Consider the following 26,332-nt stretch of genomic DNA (forward strand, 5'->3'; position numbering starts at 1 on the left):
CAGAAGTCCTTGTACAGCTCGAATTTCCCGGCCGTGCCAGTAGCAGCCTTCCGTTCAGGTGACCCCCTCGCGCCGCACCGTAGGGCCAACCCGGTTGCTCCGCCCGCCGGCTGGGGGTGGTGGCCCGGGAGTGCTCCTTGCGGCAGCCTCGTTTCACCGGCGGACCGGGGTGGTGCCGTTCATGCCGAAGCGGGCGGAGCACTGCTCGCCGGATCGGTTGTTCGCGTTCCACACGCAGATCCACATCGTGTAGCCGATGTCCGGGACGAAGCTCGTCTTCGCGGCGCCCAGGGAGGCGCGGAAGGTGTACGTGATGCCGTCGCTGCGGGCGAGCTCGGCGACGCAGGTTTGGGCCAGGGAGGTGTTGAGCACGCCCGCGAGCGAGCCGGAGCCGTTGTCGTCCAGCCAGGCGGAGCAGGCGGCATCGGGGCCGAACCAACTGGTGTCCGCCTCGGAGCCCTTGACCTGTGCCGGGTCGTCGCTGCCGTTGATGCCGCGGATCGATGACGAGGTGGGGCTGGGGGCGGCCGTTGAGGGTGCGGCGGTGGCCGTGCTCGGTGGGGTGGCCGTGCCGGGTGGGGTGGTCGGGGGCCGGGTAGCGGGTTCGGCGGCAGCGAAGGTCGAAGGCCGCAGGCTGGGGGAGGGTGCCCGCGTGGTGCCGGCCGGGGCGGTTGTAGGCGGGGGAGAGGGTTCGGCGGTGGCGGTGGCGGTGGCGGTGGCGGAGATCGAGGCGCTCGGGCTCTCGGAGGGCCCGTGCGTCGTCCCGGCCAAGGGCTCGACGGCGACCTGCACGCCGTTGGACTCCTGCGCGTCGTGGTGCTGCGGGGAGGTGGACGGGCTGAGGGCGAACACCGCGACCGCGCCGAGGGCGGTCGCCGCGGCGATCGGCAACAGGAGCAGGTGCTTGCGCGGGCGGCGAGGTGGTACGAGGGGTGCGGGCCCGACGTCGGGCTTCGGGTCCGCGCTCGTGTCCGGTGGCGGGACGGTCTCCAGCTTGCCGACCGGCGTTTCGGCGAACGCACGTCGAGCGTCGATGCGTGACATGACTTCGGGCGGCCAGGACGGGGGAGGGTCGAGCCGGTGCGTGCGCGTCGCCAGGACGATCTCGTCGGCGGTGGGGCGTGCTCCGGGGCCGGTGGCGAGACAGGGCCCGAGGAGGGTGGCGAGGTCGGCGTCCACGGCGCGCAGCGGCCCCACGTCGGGAACGGCGCCGGGCGTGCGGCCCGAGGCGGCGTAGAGCAGGAGCGCCGCGAGCGAGTAGACGTCCGCGGGCGCCGCCACGTCCTCGTCCCCGGCCTGCTGTTCCGGTGCCGAGAAGCCCTGCGTTCCGTAGCTGTCACCGCTCCTGGTGAGCCTCGCCTGGTCCGCGGCGCGCGCGATGCCGAAGTCGATCAGCTTCACGCCGTCGCGCACCAGCATGACGTTGGCGGGCTTGATGTCGCGGTGCGCGATCTCGGACGCGTGTACGGCCCGCATTCGAGCGGCCGTCTCGGCCAGCAGCAGCCACAGCGCCTCGGCGGGAAGCGGGCCGTGCAGCCGGACCGCCTCGTCCACCGTGAGCCCGGGAACGTACTCGGTGGCGAACCACGGGCGTTCCGCAGTGGCGTCGCTCGCCAGCACCCGCGGTCCGACTCCGAGTGGCACGCGGTAGAGGATGCCGACCTCTCGTTCGAAGCGCTCGCTGGGGACCAGCCGCGGCCGGACGAGCTTGACAGCGGCGTAGCCCCTGTCCGAGACCCCGAGGTAGACCTCGCCCATGCCGCCGGTGCCGAGCAGGCCGATGATGCTGAAGCTGCCGATCTCCTGCGGATCGCCCGGGCCGAGTGGTTCGGCGACCAGGCCGTCGATCGCGGCAGCTCGCCGGCTGATCTCGCTCACGGCGGGCAGGCTATCGAGCAAGTCCAGTCAGGGCAAGCGGAGTTGGTGATTCCGCAAGCTCGACACGCCGCACGCCCGCAGGAGGAATGGTCCTCTCGGTGCGCTCATACACTGGCGCGAGCCGAGGCGGAGGTATGCGAGATGGCGTACGAGGACTTCCCACCCCAGATGCTGCCGCCGGGCAGTCCTTCCGGCAGAGTGCCCTCGGCCCCGCCCGGGACGATCTTCGTGCTCGGCCCGGAGGGCGGGTACGCCGTGCCGCCGCGCCGGTACACCTTGCTGTTCGGGCGCGACCGCGAGGACGTGCACGTACCGGTCGGTGTCGACGCCCCGACCGTCAGTCGTCGGCACGGCGTCTTCACCTGCGCCGGGCCGGACGGCGACTGGTGGCTGGTCAACACCGGCGCTCTGCCGATCGAACTGCCCGACGGCGTGCTGATGCTCACCAGCCACAAGCGGATCATCGGACCCGGGTACACCCCGCTGGTGATCAACTCGTCCAAGCGGCGGTCCCACCTGGTGGAGGTCCGCGTCGTGGACGGGGACGACCTGCACCCCCGTTCCACGAGCAACGCCGATACCGCGGCCCCCGAGACGGTCTACCTGCTCTCCCTCCAGGAGCGGCTGGTGCTCACCGCACTCGCCCGGCGCTACCTGGAGGGCCAGGACGCCTTCCCGCTCCCGTCGGCCTGGGAGGAGACCGCCCGGCTGGTCAACGCCTCGCCCCACGCGACCAAGTTCTGGACCCACAAATCGGTCGCCAACACGGTCGAGGACGTGCGCGACCGGCTGCGCCGGCGGGGCGTGCGCGGACTGACGCGCGACGAGGTCGGCGAGCCGGTCGGCTCGACGCTCAGCGTCAACCTGATCAGGGAACTGCTGAAGACGGCGACGCTGAACGCCCAGGACCTGGAGCTGCTGGCCGATCAGGGCTGAGCGTTTCTCAGGCCTCCGTCTCGGGCGCGGCCTCGGCGTGGTGGTTGTACGTGACGTGCATGGTGCCGTGTTCCACGGCGAAGACGGCTGCCTGGTCCTCGGCCGTGTTCTGCTGGCGCGGTTGGGGCTGCGGCTGCTCGGGGTGATGCTTCGTGTTCGTCACGTGGTTGTTGTCGCCCACGATGAAGGTGCCGGAGACGTCTCCGGCGTGGATGGTGCCGGGGGTGGATTCCGTAGGCATGGTCGGCCTTTCCTGGTCGGTCTTGTGGCGGATTACCAGGCGATGCAGTGGATCACCAGACTCTGCCAGGCCGAGTTGTATGCCGAAGCCTGGCTGGCCGTGTTGTAGCCGGTGGTGAGATTTTTCCGAGTCGCGCGGAACTGGTTCTCCTCCTGCTGGCTAGCGGTCAGAAGGCCCTTGAGGTCGGATACCACGGATCCGTCCCGCGCTTGCGACAGGGCTCCCCGCACCGTGGACTCGCTGGCGCGCAGGTCTTTGAGGATGATGTCGATACGGGATTTCACCACGCTGTCGTCGGGAAGGGTGGAGGTCCGTCGTGAGTTGTACGCGGCTACGGCGTTGTTGTACGAGTCGAAGGCGCTGTGAATGGCGGTCAGGTCGGCGTTGTGCTGCTGGGTCTCCTTTCCCAATTCCTGTACCACCGTTGCGCACACGGGATCGACGGGGTCCGGCGTGACGACCGGGGCCGGGGCCGGCGGGGCGGGGGTGTGGACCGGCGGGGCCGGGGTGTAGACCCTCGGAGGCGGGGCCGGCGAGTAGGTGGGCTGGGCCGTCGTAGCCCGGTTCGACTGGTTCTGGGTGTAGACCATGGCGCCCACGCCGAGTACGGCTGAGGCGCCGACCACGCAGGCGACGACGAGGGCTGCTCCGCCCTTGGCAGCCGCCGCACCGGTGGCGGTGACTGCCGTGTGACCGGTGCTGGTTGTGGCCGTGGTGCCGCCCGCGGCGTGCGTCGAGTGCGTGGCGGAGCTGTGCGCACCCGACAGGTCGATCTTCTGCGGTACTGCGTGCGAGGGGATGGCGTGTGTGCCGGCCACGTGGCTGGTGGGCAGGGGCTGTTGGGCGGTTTGGGACAGGTCGATCACCTGCGGCGGAGTCGCCGAGTGCACGGGTGCCGACGCAGTGGGAGTGGGGACCGGGTGGGTGATCGTCGGGGGGCTGACCGCCGGGTGAGTGACTGTTGGCGGGGTGGCCACGGTCGGTGCGGGAGCGACCGGTACGACGGGAGCGACCGGTACGACGGGGGCGAGAGGCGCGATCGGCGGCACGGCGGTGATCGCCGTCGTGGCGGCCTGGTGGGCCACCGAGTGCGCTTGCAGGGCGGCGAGTTCCTGCCAGAGCGCCCCCGCCTCCAGCACCAGGGCCGTCGTCAGCGCCGCCCGGCCGATCGCCTTGCGGCGGGTGCGCGCCTCCCTCAGGAAGAAGTCCTCGCCCGCGCGGTCTCCCGCGCTCTTCGCGGCGGCCCAGCCGGCTCCGAGGAGGCTGCCCCACGCGTCGAACTGCCGGGAGAGCGCCAGTTTCGGCGAGGCGGCACGGGCCAACTCCACGCCGAGCTGCGCCTGTCCGCTCCGCTCCGCTCCCAGCACCGCGACGTCCAGGGCCTGGAAGTGGGCCGCGACCTCGTCCGGGGTGGTCTCCCGCGACTCGACCCAGGCGGTGAGCGCCTGGCAGAGCGGCGCGGCGGGGAACTGCGTCATCCGGCTCCTGAGCACGCACTCGGCGACGTCCGGCGGACACCCGTAGCCGGTTTCCGAGGCGACCAGCAGACCGTGCCGCACCAGGCCGTCGGCGAGCGCCTTGGCGTCCGTGCGGCCGAGCAGGGCGTCGAGCTGCCGGGCGGCCAACTCGGCGCCGGAGAGCGAGCCGAGCAGGTACAGCAGGTCGCGCTCCTGCGGCCGGAGCCTGTTGAGCAGCGCGGGAAGGAGCGCGGGGAGTTCGGCGATGCCGGGCAGGCCCTTGCCGGTCGCGGCCGACAGGGCGATGCGCCGCAGTCGGAGCGGGTTGCCGTGCAGGGCGTCGCACAGCGCCGTCACGGTCCGCGCTTCGTCGGGCCGCAGCGCGCGGGCCAGGACCGTCTGGACCAGGACCACCCCGGCCGGGGCCGTCAGTCCGTCGAGTCGGATCGTGTGGACGCCGGTGACCGACGACCGGCGCTGCGAGGTGAAGACGAACGTGGAGTGCTCGGCCAGGTCGAAGAGCCGGTGCAGGTCCTTCTCGTCGAGTCCCGCGTCGTCCAGGTAGATCCGCAGCCGCAGGGTCTTCAGGTGCTCCTTCAGCACCTCCAGCGACGGCTTGTAGTTCGGCGCGTCGAAGCTGATGTCGAAGATCGCCTGCGCGAGGTCGTCGGCCGTCCGTCCGCCGGCTTCGATGTAGGCCGCGCCTTCGGGCCCGCGCGGCAGGGTGCGGGCGAGGTGGCGCAGCAGCGCACTCTTGCCGACCCCGGAGGCGCCCCAGATCTGCACCAACTGCCGTGTTCCGATGGCCTGTTGCAGCACCTGGAGCTCCCGCTCCCGACCGATCGGCGGATCGGCGGCGGAACGCGGCAGGTGGGAGATCGGCTGACGCTTGACCGGGGTCGGCGCAGGCCCCGCGTTCACGGTGATGGCCGAACCGTGTCCGGTGGTGATGTTCAGGTTGGTGACGGTGTTCCGGTTGCCGACGATCATCGTTCCGGACACGTCGCCCGCCCGGATCCGCGTGGAACCGTCCGGAGCACCGTTGTTCTCTGGCATCTGTCTCTCCGGTCCTCTCCGACGCTCGGGTTCCGGCACTCGGTCATGCTGGCGCCGGCCCGTCGTCGGAACCCGGCGCTTTTAGCTGTTCGGTGAGATCGCCCGCGAACCGGCCGGTTCGGTCGCGGCGGCGATCCGGGCGAGGTGGTCCAGGTCGAGGATCGTGATCCTGCGGTAGCCCGTGACGACCGCGCCCGACTCCCGCAGGGCCCGCAGGGCCTTGTGGATCGACGACTCCGCGGCGCCGACCAGCGTGGCCATCTCCGGTTGTGACAGCGGGAGATGGGCTTCGTTGCGGCCGGGGCGCCCGTAGGTGACGGCGAGGTGGTGCAGGATCCTGGCCAGCCGCCCGAGCACGTCGCAACCGGTGAAGTCGACGATCCGGCTGGTCGCCGTGCGCAGCTTGGCCACCACGCTCGCGTTGAGTGCGAGCCCGATGGCGGGGTGCTGCTTCGTGCACGCCAGCAGTTCGGCGGGCAGGATGTAGCGGGCCAGTACCCGGCCGCAGGCGGTCACGGTGCCGATGCGCGGCTGACCGTCGATCCCGGCGAACTCCCCGACGAGGTCCCCGGCCATCCGTACGGCCAGCAGCGCGTCCCGGCCGTCCTGTGCGTGCGCGGTGACCTTCACCGTGCCGCCGATCAGGAGCAGCGAGAAGTCCGAGGTGTCGGCCTCGCGGATGGTGATCTGACCGGCCGGGTAGACCACGCCGTGGCCTAGCCCCAGCAGGACTCGGCGGTCGGCCTCGCCGACCCGGCCGAGCAGCCCGGTCGTCGGCCAGTAGGCCCCGGCCCCGCGCATCCGTGTGTTGCTCATCGGTCACTCCTCCTCCTCGTCCGGCCGAAGCCGGACAAGCCGTATTAGTAGCCGGTCTACCCGAGGACCCCTCCTCTACGTTCTGGTTAACCATCGTGTCGGCACCGGGAATTCGGTGCCGACGGCGGTTCGATCCTCGAACTGCCGGCCCTCGTCGTGATCGCGGAGGGAATGTGAATCCGAGGTACGAGTACCGAGCTCTGCTGGCGTGCGACATCGCGGGTTCCGCGGGCCGCGGTCAGCAGCGGCTGCAGGAGATCCGCGGTGTGCTGCGGTCCGCGCTGTTCGGCGCCCTCGGCGTCGCGGAGCTGGACCGGCGGGACTTCGCGTACGTGGACACCGGCGACGGCTGCCGGCTCGTCGCCCCGGCCGGGTTGCCCAAGGCCGGACTGCTGGTCCCGCTGCTGCCGGAGCTGGGCTCGCGGATCCGCGAGCACAACCGGCACGCCGGCCCGGACGCCCGGCTGCGGGTACGGGCCGCCGCGCACGCGGGGGAGGTCCGGTTCGATCCGGACGGCACCGTCTCCGGCACCCCGTTCGAGGCGCTCGCCCGGCTGCTCGACTCGCCCCCGCTGCGGCATGCGGTCCTGGACGGTCCGGACGGTACCCCGGTGGCTGCGATGCTGTCGCAGCACTACTACGAGGAGACGGTCGGGCACGGCCACGAGGGGCTCGACGCCGGCGCCTTCACCGCGGCCGAGGTCCGGGTCAAGGAGTACGCCGCACGGGCCTGGCTCTGGTACCCGGGCAGCCCGGTCGGGCCGCGCGGCGGTCCCGGCCCGGAGTCCGGCTCCCGCGAGCGGCCGGCGGAAGCCGAGCCGCCGTCCGCGGGGCAACTCGTCCGAGCCACGGGGAGCGGCCCGGTCTTCGCCGTCGGCCACGGTGGCCAGTACGTCCACTACAACGAACGGGGCTGAAGCGCCGATGAACCAGGAACTCGCGGAGCTGGCCGCGAGCGGAGCCACCGCTCTGGTGTCCGCGATGGGCACCGATCTGTGGAACGAGGCGAGGCGACTGATGAGCGGCGTCATCGCCCGGGTCCACGGCAGCCGCCGCAGGGAACTGTCCGCCGCGCTGGAGCGGGCGTCGACCGCCACGAGGGGAGCGGTCGACGCCGCGGCCGTGGACTTCTGGACCGGGGCCCTGTTCCAGTTGCTCGACCGGGACCCGGCTCTCGCCCAGGACGTGATGGCTCTGGCGACGCTGCGGACCGGGCAACGGCCGGACTTCGTGGTCCAGGTCAACTCCGCCACCGGTTCCGGTGAGGTGTTCGCGGTGCAGCACGGTGACCAGCACTTCGCCTCGGGGCCGAGGTCCCGCGATCGTGAGGAGCGGCCGTGAGCGGGGGCGACGGCCGGCGGGACGGCCTGGCGGACGGCTGGGTGCGGGCGGGGCTGCTCGCAGCCGTCGTGATCGGGGCCTTCGCCGAGGTGCGTATGCCGCACCGGCACTACGGCTGGCTGGTGGACGCGTTCGCCCTCGCGGCGGTGGGTGTCGTCGGCGTGGCAGCCGCACTGGGGTCCGAGGCCGCCGCGCCGCCCGCCCGGCGGCGGGACCGGCCCGAACGGGGGGCCAGGCCCGACGCGACGGCGCCGGTCTGCCGCTTCGTCGCGGCACCGGCGGTGTCGACGGCCCAGCCCGGCAGGCCCCGGCCGTTCCTGCGCGAGCGGCCGACCGACCTGAGCGTGCCCCGCTTCGGCGAGGGCGCGCGGGCACAGGGCTACCCCTGGCTGCTGCCGGAGCGCACGGTGCAGAACGGCATCGCCGCCGACGAAGCCACGGTCGGTGCCCTCACCATCCGCGCCGCCTCCGTCGTCGGGCCCGGCCACCGCTGCGGCCGGCCCGCCGAGCCGCGACAGGACTCCTACCGGATCGGGCGGAGCCCGGACAGCCGGTACGCGATCGTGGCCGTGGCCGACGGCCTGTCCAGCGCGGCCTGGTCCGACATCGGGGCCACCGCGGCCTCCAGCCAGGCCGTCACCCTGCTGCGCGAGCAGATCGAGGGGGTCGGTTTCGACCGGCTCGACGTCAAGGCGCTGTACGGGCAGGTCGCGGAATCGATCGCCGCGCACGCGGCCGGACGCGGTGTCGGCGCCTCGCACCTGGCGACCGTGCTGATCACCGCGGTGATCGCCGAGCCGGACGCGAACGGTGTGGCGCGGGCGTGGGTCGGCTGGCTCGGTGACAGTTCGGCCTGGACACTCGACCCTCGCGTCCCGCTGTGGCGGTTCTCGGCCGGCGAAGCCAAGGACCGCGCGGCCGCGGTGGTCTCGAACGAGGTCGCCGGCCGACTGCCGGACACGCCGCACCTGGCCGCGGACGGTTACGTCACCCTGGCGGCCGGTGCCGCCCTCGCCCTGGTCACGGACGGGATCGGCGACGCGTGGGCGGACCGGGCGGGCAACGTCAACGAGTACTTCGCGAACGCCTGGCGCTCGCCGGTCCCGGCCACCCGGTTCACCGCCGACGTCGGCTTCGACGCACCGCAGTGCCTCGACGACCGCACCGCCGTCGTGGTGTGGAACGGCAGTGGGACATGACCGACTCCGATCCCGTCGCCGGCGGCGGCGCCCCGGCGGTGGACCCGCGGGGCTGGGCGTTGCCGAGGACCGTGGGCCTCGGCGATCTCGGACCGCTCGCCGAGCCGATCTCCGAACACAACGGCCAGGCCGTCGCCGTACGGCCGCTGACGGGCCATCCGGGCTGGCTGGCCAAGCTGTACCGGCCCGGCCCGCACCAGGAGGACGGCCACCGGATCGACCTGCTGATCTCGGCTCCGGACACGCTGCCGGAGGCGGAGCGGGCGACCCTGTACGCCGGGACGTGCTGGCCCGCGGCCCGGATCCGCGAGCCCGGCAACCCGGTCGTCGGGTGCGTGATCCCGATGGCGCCCGAGCAGTACCGTTCCGAGCTGCGGCGCGGCAAGTTCAGCGAGCGCCGGTTCCTGGAGATCGACTGGCTGGCGAAGTCCGACGAGTCGATCCGGGGCGTCGGCCTGCCGTGCCCCGGCTTCGAGGGCCGACTCGCCGCCTGCCGCCGACTGACGGAGCTCGCCGCGATCCTGGAGGGCCTGGGCCTGGTCTACTCGGACTGGTCGTTCTCCAACGCCTTCTGGAGTCCGGAGGGGCGTTGCGTCTACCTGATCGACGTCGACGGCTGCCAGCCGAAGAAGATGCCCGACATCCACCAGCCGAACTGGGCCGACCCGCTCACACCGCCGGGCTCCGACGCGGACCAGTACACCGACCGCTACCGGCTCGCCCTGCTCGTCGCCAAGTGCCTGACGGGCCGGCGCGACGCGAGCACCTTCCACGGCGTCGCCGCGTCCCACTGGCTGAACCAGCCCGCCGCCTCCGAGGTCCTGCTGGACATGCTGCTCGCGACCGACCGGGAGCGACGGCCCGCGGCCGCCCAGTTGAACCAGGCGCTGAACAACGGGCCCTACCTCAGGGCCGTTCCGCGTCCGACACGTACGCCGCTGCCCCAACTGCCCCCGACGCCGCCGACGGTGGTGCTTCCGCGGCCCGCGCCGCACACGATCCCGGAGCCCCCCTCCGGCACCGTCACCCGCGTCGGCACGGTCGAGGAGCAACAGAAGCCCGCGACCGGCTCGTCCACCAAGTGGATCTGGGTGCTCGCCCTCGTCGTGATCCTGGCCATCGTCATCGCCAACAACCACTAGCTCAGAGGTGCACACACATGTCACTCTGCCTGCCCACCTACGTGGTGATCGACGCCTCCTCGTCGATGAAGCCGCACGAGGCGGTGCTCAACGCGACCCTCTCGCGTCTGCACTACAACCTGGCGACGAATCCGCGCGTCTCGGAGTTCGCCAGGGTCAGCGTGGTCGCCTTCTCCACCGACGTGCACGTGGTGATCCCGATGTCGGACATGGAGCAGGTCCCGAGCATGCCCGAAGTGATCTGCGGCGGGGGCACCGAGTACGGCAAGGCCTTCGACCAGCTGCGGCAGAGCATCGAACAGGACGTGAGCAGCCTGCGGGCGCAGCAGTACGGCGTGCTGCGGCCGGCGGTCTTCTTCCTGACCGACGGCGCTCCGACCGACGCGAGGTGGCAGGACTCCTTCCGCGCGCTGGTGGACCGGAACTGGCCGCGCCACCCGCACGTGATCGCCTACGGCTTCGGCGCCGCCAGGCGCGACGTGCTGAAGGAGGTGGCGACCAAGGCGCTGTTCATCGCCGACGGTTCGGACACCGAGTCGGCGCTGAGCGGGGCGATCACCGGTCTGCTCAACACCCTGATCGCCTCCTCGCAGACCGGTCGGATGCACATCGCCACCGACGTCAAGGGCTTCGAGTACGTGCAGGTCGCCCAGGAATACGTGGACTGAGCGTGGACACCGAACCGCGTACCGCGGCGCCCCGGGCGCTGCGGGCCTCCGCCGGGCTGTCGGTGCTGGCCGCGGTGCTGCTCGCCTGCGGCGGCGTGGTCGAGGTGGCGGGCCATCTCAGCGGCCCCTCGACGAACGGGGGCGGAGGCGGCTCGTACCCGGCGGCGCCGGTGCCGGTACAACCGGCCCCGACCCTGGACCCGGCCCCGATCCCGACCCCTGAGGTCTCCTCGCCCGCCGCGGTGCCGTCGCCGAGTTGCCCGCTCCCGGCCTCACCCACCCAGCTGCCCGAGCCGACGACCACCCCCACCACACCGGCGTCTCCTTCGGAGCATCCCCCAGGGAAAGGGGCATCCCGGACGAGGACTCCCGTGACGAGGGCTCCTGCGGCGAGGAGTACTGCCCCCTAGCCCCCGTGGCCCCCCGTAGCCGCGATACCGGCGGGGGAGTGGGGGCGGGGGTGCCGCTCCTGGTGGCGCCGTCACCCGAACGCAGTCGCCTCGGGTCCTCGCGCGGCCCCGGAGTCGCCCGGAAGGCGGCTCCGGGGCGCCTTCTCACAGCGGATCCGCCGTGGCGCGGGCGGTGCCGGGGCCTCGTTCCGGTGCTTTCCGCGGGGCTCGACGCGGGGGTTCCCGTCGCACCGGGCGGGGGTGCGCACCCCCGCTCCGGCGGTCGGCTGCGCCATCCGGGTAGGCGTCGGCGGGCGGGGTCGGCGGCCCGGGCGGGGGTCTTCGGGGAGGGGGCGCGAGGGCCGGGGGATCGCGCCGACGCGGTCGTCGCGGGGGCCGCCGGCGGACCGGTGGGCGGCGGTGGCCGGTGTGCGGGGGCGGCCGTTTCGGGACGCCGGACGAAAGGCACTTGACGGCGGGTCAGTCGCGGATCCGGCCGGGCGGCTCCCCGCCCGACCCGGCTCGTCGGGGGGCCGGGCGGGAGGGTCGGATCCGGCCGCCGGGGCGCCGGCCGGGCGTTCGCGTCGGGGGGCCCTTCGCATGCCGAGGGCCGGTCACGGTTGCGGTCCAGAAGCTGCGAGCGGGGGCGTCAGGCGGATACTGGAGATGTGAGAACGGCTCTGGCAGGCACATCCCTGACGTGCCCGCCGCTTAGGGCTGTCTCACGGCAACGGCAGTCTCTGTCGTGCTCCCCGGGTCCGCGCCGTCGGCGTCGGCCGTGGACGTGCGGCGTGCCAATGCAAGGGAAGAAATGGAGTCGTGATGAGTTACTTCAACCGCAGGGACCGCGGTCGCGGACGTGAACGTGACCGTCGCCGCCGTCGCCACGGCCGCCGTCGTCGGTTTGGCTTCTGGTGACAGATTAAGGGCGGTCCGGGCTGTGCTTAACAGTCCGGCATGACACCCATCCCTGGGGCCGGCGGTATCACCGCCGGCCCCTCATCCTGAGTGGGGTTCCTCCATGCACGGTGCCACGCCCATGGGGGGTCCGGAGGACCGGGCAGCCGACCGGGCCATCGACCAGGGGCCGGTGGCGGACTCGCCCGCCATCTCGCTGCGCGAGCTGTTCCGGCGGTTCTGGCCGTGGGTCCGACCGGACGTGCGCTGGCTGCCGCTGAGCGCGGTGCTGCTCGTGCTGGGCGCCTTCGGCGAGGTCGTCTCGGTCTGGATGTTCAAGGACCTGATCGACGAAGTCCTGGTGCCGCGGCACTTCGCCGAGTTCTGGCCGCTCGGCGGCACGATGCTCGCCGCGGCCGCGGCGGCGGCACTGTTCACCTTCGCCGGCACCTACACCGGTACCTGGATCGCGGAGCGGTACCTGCTCCGGCTCCGGACCGGCACACTGGCCCATCTGCACACCCTGCCGCCGGACACCCTGGAGACCCGCTGGCGCGGCGACCTGGTGGCCCGGATGACCGCCGACATCGCGACGATCGAGCAGATGGTCGCGACCGGTCTGGTCGAGGGCGCGGTGGCCTCGGTCAGCCTGGTGCTGTTCGCCGGCGCGGCGTTCTACCTGAGCTGGCCCCTCACCCTGGCGGCGCTGATCGTCGCGCCGCTGTTCATCTTCACCACCGGTTTCTTCGGGCGCCGCATCCGCATCCGGGAGCGGCAGGTCCAGCGCCGCGCCGGCGGCGTCACCGCGCTGCTGGAGGAGACGCTGCGCAACGTGGTCGTCACCCGCACCTGCGGCCAGGAGGAGCGCGAGGTCGAGCGGGTGCACCGGGAGGGAAAGGCCCTGCTGGACGCCGAGCTCTCCGCCGCCCGGATGTCCGACCTCTACCAGCCCCTCCTCAACGTCCTCCAGATGCTCGCGGGGCTGGTCGTGGTGGGCGTCGGCGCGCTCCAGGTGATCCGCGGCGAGCTGAGCCTGGGTGGTCTGCTCGCCTTCGCCGCCTTCATGGCGCAGCTGTTCGAACCGATCCAGCAGCTCGCCGGGCTCGTCCCGCTCGCGGGCGCGGCCTGCGCCTCGGGCGAGCGCCTGCTGGAGATCCACGACCTGTCCAGTCCGGTCCGGGAGAGCCCCGCCGCGCGGGACGCCGACGCGGTCCGCGGCCGGGTCTCCTTCGAGGGCGTCCACGTCGCCTACCCCGGCAGCCACGACGCCCCGGTGCTGTCCGACGTCAGCTTCGACGTCAGCCCCGGCAAGGTCCTGGCCGTCATCGGCCCCAGCGGCAGCGGCAAGTCCACGCTCGCCAAGCTCCTGGTCCGCTTCCTGGACCCGCAGGCCGGTACCGTCCGCCTCGACGGCGCCGACATCCAGGACCTGACCATCGCCTCGCTGCGTGCGGCGATCAGCTTCCTGCCCCAGCAGGCGCAGCTCTTCCACGCGACCATCCGGGACAACATCGCCTACGGCAGGCCCGACGCCCCGCAGGGCGACATCGAACGTGCGGCCCGCAGCGCGGGCGCCCACGGCTTCATCACCGCGCTGCCGCAGGGGTACGGCACGGTCATCGGCGACGAGGGCTTCCAGCTCTCCGGCGGGCAGGCCCAGCGCGTCGCCATCGCCCGGGCCTTCGTGCGCGGCGCGCCGGTCCTCGTCCTGGACGAACCCACCACCGGCCTGGACCCGAAGACCGTCCAGCAGCTGATCCCGCCGCTGCGCCGCCTGATGGCGGGCCGCACCACGATCCTGATCACCCACGACCCGGCCTTCCTCCCGCTGGCCGACCACGTCCTCACCCTCCAGCCGCCGGACGCCCCGCGGCCCCGCGCCCGCTTCGCGGAATCGGCCACCGGGCGCCCGGAGGCCGTCGCGGTGAACGCGTCCGAGGCGGGGCTGCCCGGTGAGCGGGGCCACGGGCCCGGGTGAGCTTCGCCCCCACCCGAACGGCCGGGATCCGCAGGCTGCGGACCCCGGCCGTTCGAGCGCGTGCGGTCAGGAGACGACGATGGTGGTCCGCAGGTAGTAGACGAACGGCGGGCAGGCCGAGCCGCGGTCCGGGAAGGCGCACCGCGAGATCCAGGTGATGTCGCTCGTCCCGGCGGTGGCCGCGCTGAAGGTCGCGTGCGTGGTGTTGTCGGGGTCGGTGCTGCCCGCGGTCTGCGGCAGCACCGAGGGCACGGTCGGCACGGGGACGGAGGACAGCCAGGTGACGGTGCGGTCGCGGTAGGGCGGCAGGTCGATCTGGACCACGTCACCTGTGTGGACCTGCACGGTCTGGCCGTTGGCGGCGGGGCCGAGGGCCACGACGTCGGCCAGGGCCGGCCGCGCCGGTGCCGCCGCGGCGGTGGTGACGGTGCCGGCGGTCAGGGCGAGGACGGCGGCGGGGGCTGTCAACAGCCTCAGGATCTTCATGGCACTCCCGGTACTCGGAGGTTCACGGAAACGGAGGTTCGCGTGGAACGGCGGTGCAGGGTGCGGAGGTTCCGGTCTCCCGTCTATCCGGTGCGGGCGGCCCGGCCGATGGCGCGGAGCCGCCCGGGAGGGAAACCTCCGGCCAAGGATGTCCACATCCTCCGCTTCAGGCAAGGAGCGTGACGTTCCGTCAGCTGTGCGTGACCCCGGGTCGCCGTGGCCCCGCGCCGGGCCCGGGCCGTCAGTCCCGGCGGCGGGCCGCCATCCAGACGTAGACCAGGATCCCGGCGAACAGGAACAGCACGCCCTGGTAGACGGCCGCGTAGCCGGCGCCGGCCACCAGCCACAGGGAGAAGCCGAAGGCGCCCAGGCCCAGCACCGCGTCCCGGGCGAGCCGGCCCCCGGAGACCTTGTCGGACATGCCGCGCACCAGCCAGTACAGCTGCGCGGCGGTGGAGAGCAGGTACGGGACGGTCGCGGTGAAGGTGGTGACCAGCACCAGGATGTTGAACGCGCCCTTGGCGCCGGTGGCGAAGTTGAGGATGGTCAGCACCGAGGCCAGCGCGACACTGGTCACGACGCCGAACACCGGGACGCCGCGCCGCTCCTTGGCGAAGGCGGCCGGGAACAGCCCGTCCTTGGCGGCCGCGTACGGCGCCTGGGCGGCCAGCAGCGTCCAGCCGTTGAGCGCGCCGGTCATGGAGACGAGCGCGGCGACGGCGATGGCCGTGCCGCCCCAGGTGCCGCCGAACATGGCGTCCACGGCGTCCGAGAACGGCGCGGTGGAGTGGATCAGCCGGTCGTGGGCGACGGTGCCGAAGACCGCGAGCGTGCCCAGCAGGTAGACCACCGCCGCACCGGCCGTGCCGAGCACGCTGGCCCGCCCGACGTTGCGCTCCGGATCGCGGACCTGGCCGGCGCTCATCGCGGCGGACTCCACGCCCAGGTAGCTGAAGAGCAGGATGGCCGCGGCCGCCGTCATCCCGCCGGCCCAGCCGTGCCCGGTGGCGTCGAAGGGGCCCAGGTTGCGCGCGTCGAAGAAGCCCAGGCCGCCCACCGCGACCAGCAGCAGCGGGATGAACTTGAGGACGGTGGAGACGAGTTGGACGGCGCCGACGTAGCGGGTGCCGGCCAGGTTCGCCAGCGCGGGCAGCCACTGGAAGGCCATCGCGGCGGCGATGCTGAGCCCGATGGAGTGGCCGACGGGCAGCAGCACGTCGAGGTAGCCGACGGCGGCGACCGCGAGCGCGGCGTTGCTGACCCAGGTGGTGATCCAGTACGACCAGGCCGACAGGAACCCGGCGAAGTCCCCGAAGGCCTCCCGGGCGTAGACGTAGGGCCCGCCGGTGCGCGGGTTGCGGCGCGCGAGCTGCCCGAAGACGAGTGCGAGTGCGATCGCGCCCACGGTCAGGACGACGAAGGAGACCAGGCTGACCGTCCCGTAGGGGGCCACGGCGGCGGGGATCATGAAGATGCCGCCACCGATGATGTTGCCCATCACCAGGGCGGTGGCGGTCGGCAGGCCGAAGCGGCCGCCCTTGCGGGGCGTCGCGGTGACCGCTTCCGGGGTCTCCGGCGGGCTCGGTCGGGTCGCCTGCCGGGGTGCGGCCGGGCTGGTCTGCATGAGGGCGGTGCGCCTTTCGTGGTCCTGCTCGTGCTCGGTGGAGCCACCGTTCATGCTCGAACCGGGTGGCGCTCTGTACCAAATCGATGGGATTTGTTCAGTCGGCCTGGCATGTCACCGCAAGACTTGCGGTCCCGTGCCGGTCGGACGGGCACTCGTCCTGCGCCGCTCCGGCCCGGCCGTTCGGTGTACGGCCGGGTGTCCGAGGGCGTTCACCCGGGGGAGGGATGTCGTCACCCGAATGCCTCAGCCGGGTTGCGGCGCGCCGCGGCGCGTGCGCGTTCGTGTGCAAACGTTGGCCCGGCGCTTCCCCCGGTGGGGCGCCGTCCGCCCCGTCCGGTGGCCGCACCGGCCGTCCCGGGAGGCGGATCGAGGACCAGAATCGAACCAGAGGACATCAGATGTCGCTTCGTGGGAAGATCCGCAAGCTCGCCGTGATCGCCGTCGTGGCGGGCGCCGCCGCCTTCGCGGCGCCGGTGCCGGCGATGGCGGCCTGGCACGGGTCGCACTCGTCGACCGGGGAGAGCCTGGAGTCGGGTTCGGCCGGGGTCGGCCTGTTCGGCCCGCGCGCCAACTGGCTGAACGTCCACGAGCACACCGAGGACGCCTGCTTCGGCGACTGCTGACCGACCGGTGAGCCCGGGGGCCGCTGTGGGCCCCCGGGCTCACTGCTGTCCGCAGGGCGGTCCGAGCAGGTCAGGCGGGCAGGGTGGGGGCGGCGGCCCGCTCGCGCAGTTCCTTCAGTACGGCGATGTCCATCGCGTGCCCGGTGCCGTCCCCGCCGTGCTTGCGGTCCGGGGTCTCCACCAGCAGCGGGACACCGGCCGTCTCCGGGTGCTCGAACAGCTCACGGAACGGTTCCGCGCCGATCATCCCGGCGCCGATGTTGGCGTGCCGGTCCTTGCGCGCGCCGACGACGTCCTCGGAGTCGTTGGCGTGGATCAGCCGCAGCCGGCCCGGCCCGGCCGCCGACGCCAGGGCGTCCAGCGCGGCCGTCACCCCGCCCGGTACGGCCAGGTCGTGCCCGGCGGCGAAGGCGTGGCAGGTGTCCAGGCAGACGCCGACCTTCGGGTGCCCGTCCAGCGCCTCGACGTACTCGGCGAGCTCCTCCAGCCGGGAGCAGAGCGAGCTGCCCTGGCCCGCCGTCGGTTCCAGCAGCAGCCAGGGCGCGTCCTCGCCGAGGGCGTCCAGTTCGTCCAGCAGCGGCCGCACGTCGGCCCGGACCTGTGCCATCGCCTCGGCCCGCCGGGAGCCGCCGCCGGGCGCCGTGCCGACCGCCGAGCCGGTGTGCAGGACGACGCCCAGTGCGCCGATCGCGTGGCCGCGGCGCAGCGAGTGCCGCAGCGAGTCGGCTGAGCGCTCGCGGGTGGCCGGGTTGTCCGAGCCGAAGTTGATCAGGTACGGGGCGTGCACCCAGGCGGGGAGCGCCTGCTCGGCGCAGGCCGCCCGGAACTCCTCGTCCTGTGCGTGGTTGCCCGGCGGAGTTGCCCAGCCGCGCGGGTTGGCCACGAACACCTGCACGGTCTCGGCGCCGACCCGGCGCGCGTACGCCAGCCCCGTTCCGGCCAGTCCGCGGGCGGCCACCGGGACGTGGGCGCCGACCGGGTTGCGGAGGGTGCCGAGGTGCGCTGCGGGTGCGGTGGTCATGGCCCCGAGGATGTCACGCCGCAGGCCGGCGGTGGTACGCGGCCCGGCCGACGGTGCCGGAGGCGGTCCGAGGGCGTGCCGTGCGGCCCGGCCCGGAGCGCGCCGCGCCGTACGCGCCACGCCGGGCCGTCCCACCACCGGCCGACGCCCCGTCAGTCCCGCAGCCCAGCCCTGGTGGCGGGCCCACTCGGCGGCCCATAGCGTCGAGTCGGCCGCACCCACCGGCCGTCACCACCCCCGCACACCGTGCGACAACAGACACCGCGTACCTAGCGCGCCGCCCGGCAGGCTCCGGCCGCACCCCGGCGAGCGCGCCGGAGAGAACAGGTCACCACTCATGCCCACGCGACGGGTCCACCACTTCGCCGCGGCCACCGCCGCCGCCACCGCCCTGACCACCGTCCTCGCCGGCCTGGCCGCCGTGCCCGCGGCCCACGCCGCCGACGGCCTGCACGTCGTCCAGCCGGGCGAATCGATTCAGCAGGCCGTCGACGCCGCCCTCCCCGGCGACACCGTCCAACTGCTCGCCGGCACCTACCCCGGCAGCGTCCGCATCACCACCCCGGGCCTCACCCTGCGCGGCGCCGGCGCGGACAGCGTGATCACCCCCGGAGGCGGTACCGAGAACGCCTGCGCCACCGCCGGACACGGCCTCTGCGTGGACGGCACCGAGACGGCCCCGCTGCCGGACGTCACCATCGAGACCCTCGCCGTCACCGGCTTCCGCAAGAACGGCATCGACGCCAGCGGCACCACCGGCCTGACCGTGCGCGACACCTACGTCCACGACAACGCCCAGCAGGGCATCAGCCAGGAGATCTCCACCCGGGCCCGGATCGTCGGCAACCGCGCGACCCGCAACGGCCAGTCCGGCGTCTTCCTCGCCAACTACGCCTACCGCGAGGGCGGCGCGCCCGACACCGGGGGCACCGTCGTGGAGGGCAACGAGCTGACCGAGAACCGGGTCGGCGTCACCGTCCGCCGACTGCGCGGGCTGGCCGTCCAGGACAACGAGCTCCGCGGCAACTGCGCCGGCGTCTTCGTGGTCGGCGACGAGGGCGTGCCCCGGGCCGGGGACCTCGACGTGCGCCGCAACGAGGTCGTCGCCAACAACATGTTCTGCCCGGCCAACCCGCGGCTGGGCGCCATCCAGGGCGCGGGCATCGTGCTCACCGGGGTCGAGGACGCCCGGGTCACCGACAACGAGGTCCACGACAACGTCGGCAGCTCGGACTTCTCCGGCGGGATCGTCCTCTTCAAGAGCGTCGTCGGCGTCGCCAACGCCCGCAACACCGTCGCCGACAACCACCTGAGCGGCAACAGCCCGGCCGACATCGCCGACCGCGACACCGGCGAGAACGCGTTCGCCCGCAACAGCTGCGCGCGGTCCGAGCCGTCCGGCCGCTGCTGAGCCGCGGCACCCGCACCCGGTACGACCCGCATCCGGTACTGCCCGCCCCCGGCACGCGCCCCCGGCACCCCCGCCCCCGTCGACAAGGAAGACCTCCCATGACGATCGCACCGCCCCCCACTCCCCAGGCCGCGATGCGCCTGCGCGAGCTCGTCTTCGGCGCCGCCTGCGCCGCCGCCGTCCGCGCGGCCGCCCGGCTCGGTGTCGCCGACGTGCTCGGCGACACCCCGACCAGCGTCACCGATCTCGCCGCCGCTCTCGACACCGAGCCCCTGCCGCTGCGCCGCCTGCTGCGCGCGCTCACCTGCTACGGCATCTTCTCCGAGACCTCCGACGACCGCTTCGAGCACACCGAGATGTCCCGCCTGCTGCGCGAGGACGCCCCCAACTCGCTGCGCTACATCTCCCTCTGGTGCACCGAGCCGTGGACCTGGGAGGCCTGGCCCAAGCTGGACGAGGCGGTCCGCTCCGGCCGCAACGTCTTCCCCGAGCTGTTCGGCAAGGAGTTCTTCGACTACCTGCACAGCGACGCGGGGGACTCCGCGAAGGTCTTCGACAAGGCGATGACCACCTCCAGCCGGCAGTCCGCCCACGACCTCGCCGAGTACCTGGACCTCACCGGCGTCGACTCGGTGGCGGACATCGGTGGCGGCCAGGGGCACGTGCTGGCCAGTCTGCTGGAGAAGCACCCGGCGCTGCACGGCACCCTGCTCGACCTGCCCAAGGTGGTCGCCGGTGCCGAACCCCGGCTCCAGGACGGCGGCGCCTTCTCGGCCCGCGCCCGGCTGGTGCCCGGTGACTGCCGGGTGGAGATCCCGGTCCGCGCCGACCTCTACATCATCAAGAACATCCTGGAGTGGGACGACGAGAGCACCCGCCGCACCCTCGCCAACGTGGTCGCCGCGGCCCGGCCCGGCGCCCGCGTCGTGGTGGTGGAGAACCTGGTCGACGACAGCCCGTCGATGCGCTTCACCACCGCGATGGACCTGATGCTGCTGCTCAACGTCGGCGGCGCCAAGCACTCCAAGGAGAGCATGGTGCGGCTGATGGAGGACGCCGGACTGGACGTCGCGGACGTCCACCCGGTCAACCCCTACCTGCACGCCTTCGAGGCCACCGTGCGCGGCTGAGCGCCGGCCCCCACGCGAACGACCGCCGTCCCCCCGGGAGTTGGGGGCGGCGGTCGTTCGCGTTGCCGGTCAGGCCGGGTGTGAGGAGTCCAGGTGCGCGAAGACCACCACGTTGTCCTGGTAGTCCTTCTGGCCCTTGTCGTACGCACCGCCGCAGGTGATCAGCCGCAGCTGGGCGTCGGGCGTCTGGCCGTACACCTTGTCGTCCGGGAAGGCGTTCTTGGGGAAGGCCTCCACCGAGTCCACCGAGAACACCGCGACCGTGCCGTCCGCGCGCTCCACCTCGATCTGCTGGTCCGGTTGCATCTGGCTCAGCATCAGGAACACCGCCGGGCCCGTGGTGGTGTCCACGTGCCCGGCGACCACCGAGCTGCCGGGCTCGCCCGGGGAGACGCCGTCCCGGTACCAACCGACCAGGTTGTCGTCGTCCGGCGGCGGCGCGGTGAGCTGGCCCTCCGGATCGAGCGTCAGCTCGGTGAACGGGGCGTCGACGCCGATCTGCGGGATCCGCAGCCGGGTCGGATTGGCGCGGCCCAGCGCCGGTGTCGCGGGGGCCGGGTCCTCGGCGGCCTCCGCGGGGGCGTCCGTGGGGGCGTCCGCAGGGGTGGTGGCCGGTGCGGACGGGCGGGGGGTGGCCGGCGCGACGATCGCCGGCGGACGGGTCATACGGGACGCCGAGTTGGCTCGCGGCGTGGTGTCGACCGAGTTGTACATCAGCAGCAGACCGACCGCCGCCGCACCGATGCCGGTGCGCAGCAGTCGGGACATTCCAGGGACGGGACCGCCCATCGCTCCTCTTTCTCCATTCCCATGCGCAGCCGGGCCGCTGACGGCCCGAAAAGGTCAGAAAGGTCCAGAAGGTCCAAAACGACCCGCCGCCCCCGTGCGCGCCGCCCTGGTGGGGAGGCGCGTGGGGGCGGCGTCAGATGCCGGACGTCAGATGGTGGCGCCGGTGTTGCGGCGGTTGCGACGCAGCGCGTACGCGCCGGCCCCGAGGCCGCCGATCAGCAGGACGGCACCGGAGGCGAGGCCGCCACCGGACAGCGTGGTGCCGGTCTCGGCCATGGCCAGGCCGCCACCGCCGGCGTGCACGCCGCCGTGCGGGCCCTTGCGACCGTGCTCGCCACCACGGCCGTGCTCGCCGCCGCGGCCCTCGCCGCCCTTGTCGCCACCGCGGCCCTCGCCGCCCTTGTCGTCGCCGCGGCCTTCGCCGCGACCGTGCTCGCCACCACGGCCGTGCTCGTCGCCGCGGCCCTCGCCACGGCCTTCGCCGCGGCCCTCGCCGCGACCGTGCTCGTCGCCGCGGCCTTCGCCACGGCCGTGCTCGTCGCCCCGGTCGTCGCCACGGCCGTGCTCGTCGCCGCGCCCGTGGTCGTCACCCCGGTCGTCGCCGCGACCGTCGCCGCGGTCGGACTGGTCCTGCGAGGTGGAGCTCTTCGCCTGGTCGGCGGAGCCGTCGGCGAAGGCCATGGGGGTGCCGACGGTGAGAACGGCGGCGACAGCCGCCCCGGCGAGCAGAGTGCGTGCAGAACGCATGAGGTTGATCCTTCCGATACACAGGCCCGCGACCGCCGGCACGGCGCCGGACAAGGGAATTCGTGGGAACTGCGTCTGATCCACCGTCAACCACCGCGACGTCCGCCGCCACCGGAGAGTGGCGGCTTGGGTACGGACTGTGCTCGATTCGAGTGGAGTCCCGGCCCGGTTCACCCGGGTGCCCCAGTGGGACGGGTGAAAAGGATTCGCGGCGGTCCGGGCCGATTCGGTCCCGTGCTGACGGCGTGTCGGGCCCGCCTCGAAGGCGCTGACGCCGCGTCGGGCCCGCCCCGGAGGCGCTGACGCCGCGTCGGGCGGGTCCGGACGGTGCTGACGCCGCGTCGGGCCGGCGCGCCTGGCGCTGACGCCGTGTCGGGCCGGCGTGCGGGCGGCGCTGACGCCGCGTCCGATCGGGCCGGACGCGCACGTGGGCCCGCCCCCGGCGGATAGCCGGGGGCGGGCCCAGGACGAGCGGGACGGGTGGGACGGGGTCAGCGGTCCCAGCGGTAGAACTCGTGCGCCATGGCGTCCTTCGGCTCGCGCCAGGTGGCCGGGTCGTAGGCCTGGACGAAGGCGGTCAACCGGTCGCTGACGGACCGGAACTCCGGGTGGCCGATGACCTTGGCGACGGCCGGGCCCGGCGGGCGCTCGGCCTCGATGAGGTGCAGGTAGACGTCGCCGAACTGGAACAGGCTGCGGCCGGTGACGCCGATCAGGTGCGGCAGTTCGCCCTGGTCGGACGTGGCGAACACCTCGGCGATGTCCGGTGCCGCCTCGGGCTTCATCCGGGCGACGATCAGGGCGCGGTGCATTCCGGTCACCGCTCCGCCGCCCGCTTCTCGACCTTCTCGCGGATCAGCTCCAGCTGGATCCGGGAGTTGCGGTTGATGTGGTTGACCATGCCGTGGTCGTCGACCGGGGCGGTGGGCTTCATCGCGAAGTCCTGGATCCAGCGCATCCTCGTCCCGGCCGGGACCTCCGCGTACTCCCAGCGGATGTCCATGAACTCGAACGGGCCGGGCTCGACCCGGCGGGCGCGCACCGCGAGCGAGGACTTGTCGGTGGTGCGCTCGGAGACCCAGCTCCACACCTGGCCGTTCTCGTCCGGGTGCATGGTGAGCCGGAAACGGACGCTGTCGCCGTCGCGCTCCAGCACCTCCACCGAGGCGTACTCGCTGAAGAGGTCCGGCCAGTTCTCCAGGTCGTTGGTGATCTCCCAGACCAGGTCGAGGGGCGCGGCGATGACGATCTCGTTGTCGGTGTGTCCGGGCATCTCAGGCACCAGCTTTCGGGGAGAGGAGGGAGGTGTTGACGAGCTGCAGGAACTCGGCCGGGGTCTTGGCGGACTCGGCGCCCGAGGTGACCTTGAGGCCGTGCCGGTTCTCCAGCTCGCCGACGACGCCGAGCAGGCCGAGCGAGTCGACGCCGAACTCGTCGAACTGCGCGCCCGGGCGCTCCAGGTGGAGCGGGTCGACGGTGACGCCGGCCCGGGCCTGGATCAGGGCGGCCAGCTCGTGATAGCTGAGGGTGTTGCTCACGGGGTGTCCCTTCGGTGGAATTGCGGGTGCGGTCTCAGGGCCGGTCTCCGCACCGGAGCACCAGCGCGGAGTTGGAACCCATCAGCCCGCGGCTGAGCACCAGTGCGGTGCGCAGTTCGGCCGGGCGGGCCCGGCCGGTCACCAGGGCGAGGTCGTGGCTGACCTCGGTGACGTTCGGGGTGGGCGGCAGCACGCCGTCCTCCATGGCCAGGACGGCGGCCGCCACGTCCAGCATCGGCGCGCCGCAGTAGGCCCGTCCGGTGCCGGACTTGGGGGCGGTGACCGGGACGCGTTCGGCCGCCGGGCCGAGCGCGTCGGCCAGTGCGAGCGCCTCGGCCCGGTCGGCGGCCGGAACGCCGAGCGCGTCCGCGAAGACCACGTCGATCTCCTCGGGCGCGATCCTGGCCTCGTCCAGGGCGATGCGGATCGCGGCGGCCAGCCCCTCGCGGGACTCCTCCCAGCGGGAGGCCCCGGTGAAGGTGGAGCCGTGTCCGGCCAGGTGGGCCCGGACGGCGGCGCCGCGCCGCCGGGCCGCCTGCTCGTCCTCCAGCAGCAGCATCGCGCCGCCCTCGGCGGGGGCGAAGCCGCAGGCCTGCGCGGTGAACGGCAGATAGGCCCGGTCGGGCTGCCCGGCGAGGCTGACCTCCGGGTAGCCGAGCTGGCAGACCATCGAGTACGGCGCCAGCGGTGCCTCGGCGGCGCCCGCCACCACCGCGTCGGTGCCGCGCTCGATCGTGCGGGCCGCGTGCGCGAGCGCGTCCAGGCCGCCGGCCTCGTCGCTGGCGACCACCCCGCACGGACCCTTGTAGCCGCCGCGGATCGAGATCTGGCCGGTGCTGGCGGCGTAGAACCAGGCGATGGACTGGTACGGACCGACGAACTGCGGCCCCTGGCCCCAGAGCTGCTGGAGCTCGCGCTGGCCGAACTCGCCGCCGCCGGAGCCGGCCGCGGTCACCACCCCGACCGCGAAGGGATGCTCGGGGTCGGGGTGGAATCCGGCGTCCGCCACCGCCAGGTCGGCGGCGGCCATCGCGTAGTGCGTGAACCGGTCGGTCTGCACCAGGTACCGGCTGTCGATCGCGGCCCGCGGGTCGAAGTCCCGCACCTGGCCGGCGACGCGCAGCGGCAGCCCGTCGCAGCCCTCGCGGGTGATCCGGTCGAGGACGCTCACGCCCTGCCTGGTGGCCTTCCAGAAGGCGTCGGCCCCAACGCCGTTCGGCGCCACCACGCCGAGGCCGGTGACCACCGCCCGGCGGCCCTGCTGACGTGACGTCATGACACTCACCCCGTTCTGTTGAGCACGACGGCGGACTGGAATCCGCCGAATCCGCTGCCGACCGAGAGGATGTGGCTCAGTGGCAGCTCGCGCGCGGTGCGCGGCACGTAGTCGAGGTCGCACTCCGGGTCCGGAGTCTCGTAGTTGGCGGTCGGCGGCACCACGCCGTGGGCCAGCGCCAGGGTGCAGGCGACCACCTCGATGGCGCCGATCGCGCCGAGCGAGTGCCCGACCATCGACTTGATGGAGCTCATCGGCGTCCGGTAGGCGTGGGCGCCGAGCGAGCGCTTGACGGCGGCGGTCTCGTGCCGGTCGTTCTGCTTGGTGCCCGAACCGTGCGCGTTGACGTATCCGACGTCGGTGCGGTCCACCCGGGCGTGGGCGAGCGCGTCGTCGATCGCCCGGGACATCTCCACCCCCTCCTGGGTGAGGCCGGTCATGTGGTAGGCGTTGCCGAAGGTGGCGAAGCCGCCGATCTCGCCGTAGATCCGGGCGCCGCGGCGGCGGGCGTGCTCCAGTTCCTCCAGCACCAGGACGGCGCCGCCCTCGCCGAGGACGAAGCCGTCCCGGTGGGCGTCGAAGGGCCGGGACGCGTGCTCCGGGTCGTCGTTGCGCTCGCTGGTGGCCTTGATGGCGTCGAAGCAGGCGACGGTGATCGGCGAGATCGGTGAGTCGGAGGCGCCGGCGATGCAGATGTCGGCGCGCCCCTCCTCGACGGCCTGGAAGCCGTAGCCGATCGCGTCGAGGCCGGAGGTGCAGCCGGTGGAGACGGTCTGCACCGGGCCGTGCGCGCCGGTCCGTTCGGCGACCGTGGAGGCCAGCGTGCTGGGCGCGAAGGCCCGGTGCAGCTGTGGTTCGGCCCGCTGGTGGTCGACGTCCCAGCGGGCGCCGCCGGCGCTGACCAGGGCGTAGTCGTGCTCCAGTCGGGTGGTGCCGCCGACGGCGGTGCCGAGCGAGACGGCGATCCGCCACGGGTCCTCGGCGGCCAGGTCCAGGCCCGCGTCGGCGATCGCCTCGTCCGCCGCGACCATCGCGAACTGCACGTAACGGTCGGCCCGCTGGACGTCCGCCGGGCCCAGCCCGTGGGCCGCCGGGTCGAAGTCGACCTCGGCGGCGATCCGGGAGCGGAACCCGGTGGGGTCGAAGAGCGTGATGCCCCGGGTGGCGGTGCGGCCGGCGGTGAGGAGCTCCCAGAACGCCGGGACCCCGACCCCGCCGGGCGCGACGACGCCGATCCCGGTGACGGCGACGCGCCGGGTCACGAGGCCACCTTGGCGTGTTCCGGCGGCCCGGCGGCGCCGGTCTCCTCGGTGTCCACGTGGCCGAGTTCGGGGCGGGGGGCGAGCGGGCCGAGGTGGAACACCATCCGGGCCTCGGTGTCGCCGACGTTGCGGAAGCGGTGGCGCATGTTGATCGGGATCATCAGGCCCTGGTTGGGCCTGATCGGACGGCTCTCGCCGTCCAGGTCCACCTCCAGGTCGCCGCTGACCACGAACACGAACTCCTCGGAGTACGGGTGGTAGTGCTCGCCGATCCGCTCGCCGGGCTGGACGATCGCCAGCCCCATGAACCCGCTGGTCGCCCCGCAGGTGGTCGGGGTGAGCATGGCGCGCAGGTCGCCGCCGCGCCGACGGTTCTCCGGTGCCTCGTCGACGTGCACGATCCGTGGGTACTGCGTGGTCATGG

At 73.2% G+C, this 26,332-nt stretch carries 25 protein-coding genes; 10 read left to right on the plus strand and 15 right to left on the minus strand.

Translation table 11 applies throughout. The features are described from left to right. Positions 1-153: 153 nt before the first annotated feature. Positions 154-1,878 (minus strand): serine/threonine-protein kinase, encoded by a 1,725-nt coding sequence (locus tag ABT015_RS13750; protein WP_350879118.1) that lies wholly within the window; start codon positions 1,876-1,878, stop codon positions 154-156. Between the two features lie 141 nt (positions 1,879-2,019). On the opposite strand from ABT015_RS13750, the gene ABT015_RS13755 reads away from it, so the two are divergent. After that, positions 2,020-2,814 carry an FHA domain-containing protein gene (locus ABT015_RS13755; protein ID WP_350879119.1) on the plus strand — a complete coding sequence of 265 codons (795 nt, stop codon included), beginning with the start codon at positions 2,020-2,022 and terminating at the stop codon, positions 2,812-2,814. A 7-nt stretch (positions 2,815-2,821) separates the two neighbouring features. On the opposite strand, the gene ABT015_RS13760 is transcribed toward ABT015_RS13755, so the two are convergent. The 3 genes from ABT015_RS13760 to ABT015_RS13770 form a co-directional block, all read right to left on the minus strand. Beyond that, positions 2,822-3,055, minus strand: coding sequence for a hypothetical protein (locus tag ABT015_RS13760; protein WP_350879120.1), 234 nt, complete (start codon positions 3,053-3,055; stop codon positions 2,822-2,824). A gap of 32 nt (positions 3,056-3,087) precedes the next feature. Then, a complete protein-coding gene (locus ABT015_RS13765) occupies positions 3,088-5,568 on the minus strand; it encodes an ATP-binding protein (RefSeq protein WP_350879121.1) in 2,481 nt (826 codons plus the stop codon). Between the two features lie 81 nt (positions 5,569-5,649). Further along, entirely contained in the window at positions 5,650-6,384 is a 735-nt protein-coding gene (locus tag ABT015_RS13770) for a Crp/Fnr family transcriptional regulator (RefSeq protein ID WP_350879122.1), read from the minus strand. A gap of 173 nt (positions 6,385-6,557) precedes the next feature. Here ABT015_RS13770 and ABT015_RS13775 point away from each other — a divergent pair, with 173 nt between their 5' ends. The 6 genes from ABT015_RS13775 to ABT015_RS13800 all read left to right on the plus strand — a co-directional run bounded on the left by ABT015_RS13775 (position 6,558) and on the right by ABT015_RS13800 (position 13,998). Beyond that, the gene (locus tag ABT015_RS13775) at positions 6,558-7,301 is read left to right on the plus strand and encodes a hypothetical protein (protein WP_350879123.1); all 744 of its coding nucleotides are present in this window, start codon (positions 6,558-6,560) and stop codon (positions 7,299-7,301) included. 7 nt (positions 7,302-7,308) lie between these two features. Next, entirely contained in the window at positions 7,309-7,725 is a 417-nt protein-coding gene (locus ABT015_RS13780; protein WP_350879124.1) for a hypothetical protein, read from the plus strand. Next, positions 7,722-8,924 (plus strand): protein phosphatase 2C domain-containing protein, encoded by a 1,203-nt coding sequence (locus tag ABT015_RS13785; protein WP_350879125.1) that lies wholly within the window; start codon positions 7,722-7,724, stop codon positions 8,922-8,924. The genes ABT015_RS13780 and ABT015_RS13785 overlap by 4 nt, the downstream gene beginning before the upstream one ends. After that, positions 8,921-10,066, plus strand: coding sequence for a hypothetical protein (locus ABT015_RS13790; RefSeq protein WP_350879126.1), 1,146 nt, complete (start codon positions 8,921-8,923; stop codon positions 10,064-10,066). The genes ABT015_RS13785 and ABT015_RS13790 overlap by 4 nt, the downstream gene beginning before the upstream one ends. Before the next feature lie 17 nt (positions 10,067-10,083). Then, positions 10,084-10,734: a vWA domain-containing protein gene (locus ABT015_RS13795; protein ID WP_350879127.1), complete on the plus strand. Its 651-nt coding sequence runs from the start codon at positions 10,084-10,086 to the stop codon at positions 10,732-10,734. Positions 10,735-12,162: 1,428 nt separating this feature from the next. Continuing rightward, on the plus strand, positions 12,163-13,998 hold the full coding sequence (locus ABT015_RS13800; protein ID WP_350879128.1) for an ABC transporter ATP-binding protein: 1,836 nt from the start codon (positions 12,163-12,165) through the stop codon (positions 13,996-13,998). Between the two features lie 66 nt (positions 13,999-14,064). Here ABT015_RS13800 and ABT015_RS13805 read toward each other — a convergent pair whose 3' ends face one another. Next, a complete protein-coding gene (locus ABT015_RS13805) occupies positions 14,065-14,484 on the minus strand; it encodes a hypothetical protein (protein ID WP_350879129.1) in 420 nt (139 codons plus the stop codon). 241 nt (positions 14,485-14,725) lie between these two features. After that, on the minus strand, positions 14,726-16,108 hold the full coding sequence (locus ABT015_RS13810) for an amino acid permease (protein WP_502897308.1): 1,383 nt from the start codon (positions 16,106-16,108) through the stop codon (positions 14,726-14,728). Between the two features lie 401 nt (positions 16,109-16,509). Here ABT015_RS13810 and ABT015_RS13815 point away from each other — a divergent pair, with 401 nt between their 5' ends. Next, positions 16,510-16,734: a hypothetical protein gene (locus ABT015_RS13815; RefSeq protein ID WP_350879131.1), complete on the plus strand. Its 225-nt coding sequence runs from the start codon at positions 16,510-16,512 to the stop codon at positions 16,732-16,734. Between the two features lie 70 nt (positions 16,735-16,804). Here the strand turns inward: ABT015_RS13815 and ABT015_RS13820 are convergent, their stop codons facing one another. Then, positions 16,805-17,755: a deoxyribonuclease IV gene (locus ABT015_RS13820; RefSeq protein WP_350879132.1), complete on the minus strand. Its 951-nt coding sequence runs from the start codon at positions 17,753-17,755 to the stop codon at positions 16,805-16,807. Positions 17,756-18,092: 337 nt separating this feature from the next. Between ABT015_RS13820 and ABT015_RS13825 the strand changes: the two genes are divergently transcribed. Beyond that, a complete protein-coding gene (locus ABT015_RS13825; protein ID WP_350879133.1) occupies positions 18,093-19,166 on the plus strand; it encodes a right-handed parallel beta-helix repeat-containing protein in 1,074 nt (357 codons plus the stop codon). 98 nt (positions 19,167-19,264) lie between these two features. Beyond that, positions 19,265-20,296, plus strand: coding sequence for a methyltransferase (locus ABT015_RS13830; protein ID WP_350879134.1), 1,032 nt, complete (start codon positions 19,265-19,267; stop codon positions 20,294-20,296). A gap of 69 nt (positions 20,297-20,365) precedes the next feature. Here the strand turns inward: ABT015_RS13830 and ABT015_RS13835 are convergent, their stop codons facing one another. The 8 genes from ABT015_RS13835 to ABT015_RS13870 all read right to left on the minus strand — a co-directional run bounded on the left by ABT015_RS13835 (position 20,366) and on the right by ABT015_RS13870 (position 26,330). Further along, positions 20,366-21,064, minus strand: coding sequence for a class F sortase (locus ABT015_RS13835; protein ID WP_350879135.1), 699 nt, complete (start codon positions 21,062-21,064; stop codon positions 20,366-20,368). Between the two features lie 168 nt (positions 21,065-21,232). After that, the gene (locus tag ABT015_RS13840; RefSeq protein ID WP_350879136.1) at positions 21,233-21,832 is read right to left on the minus strand and encodes a hypothetical protein; all 600 of its coding nucleotides are present in this window, start codon (positions 21,830-21,832) and stop codon (positions 21,233-21,235) included. A 491-nt stretch (positions 21,833-22,323) separates the two neighbouring features. Then, the gene (locus ABT015_RS13845; protein ID WP_350879205.1) at positions 22,324-22,644 is read right to left on the minus strand and encodes a TcmI family type II polyketide cyclase; all 321 of its coding nucleotides are present in this window, start codon (positions 22,642-22,644) and stop codon (positions 22,324-22,326) included. Between the two features lie 5 nt (positions 22,645-22,649). Next, entirely contained in the window at positions 22,650-23,105 is a 456-nt protein-coding gene (locus ABT015_RS13850; protein ID WP_063350292.1) for an SRPBCC family protein, read from the minus strand. A 1-nt stretch (position 23,106) separates the two neighbouring features. Beyond that, positions 23,107-23,370, minus strand: coding sequence for an acyl carrier protein (locus ABT015_RS13855; RefSeq protein WP_350879137.1), 264 nt, complete (start codon positions 23,368-23,370; stop codon positions 23,107-23,109). Between the two features lie 34 nt (positions 23,371-23,404). Then, a complete protein-coding gene (locus ABT015_RS13860) occupies positions 23,405-24,646 on the minus strand; it encodes a beta-ketoacyl synthase N-terminal-like domain-containing protein (RefSeq protein WP_350879138.1) in 1,242 nt (413 codons plus the stop codon). Positions 24,647-24,651: 5 nt separating this feature from the next. After that, complete coding sequence (locus tag ABT015_RS13865; RefSeq protein ID WP_350879139.1) at positions 24,652-25,908, minus strand: beta-ketoacyl-[acyl-carrier-protein] synthase family protein; 1,257 nt, start codon at positions 25,906-25,908, stop codon at positions 24,652-24,654. Continuing rightward, a complete protein-coding gene (locus ABT015_RS13870; RefSeq protein ID WP_350879141.1) occupies positions 25,905-26,330 on the minus strand; it encodes a cupin domain-containing protein in 426 nt (141 codons plus the stop codon). The genes ABT015_RS13865 and ABT015_RS13870 overlap by 4 nt, the downstream gene beginning before the upstream one ends. Between the last annotated feature and the right edge of the window lie 2 nt (positions 26,331-26,332).

Source organism: Kitasatospora sp. NPDC094016 (assembly GCF_040304045.1).
Classification (GTDB): Bacteria; Actinomycetota; Actinomycetes; order Streptomycetales; family Streptomycetaceae; genus Kitasatospora.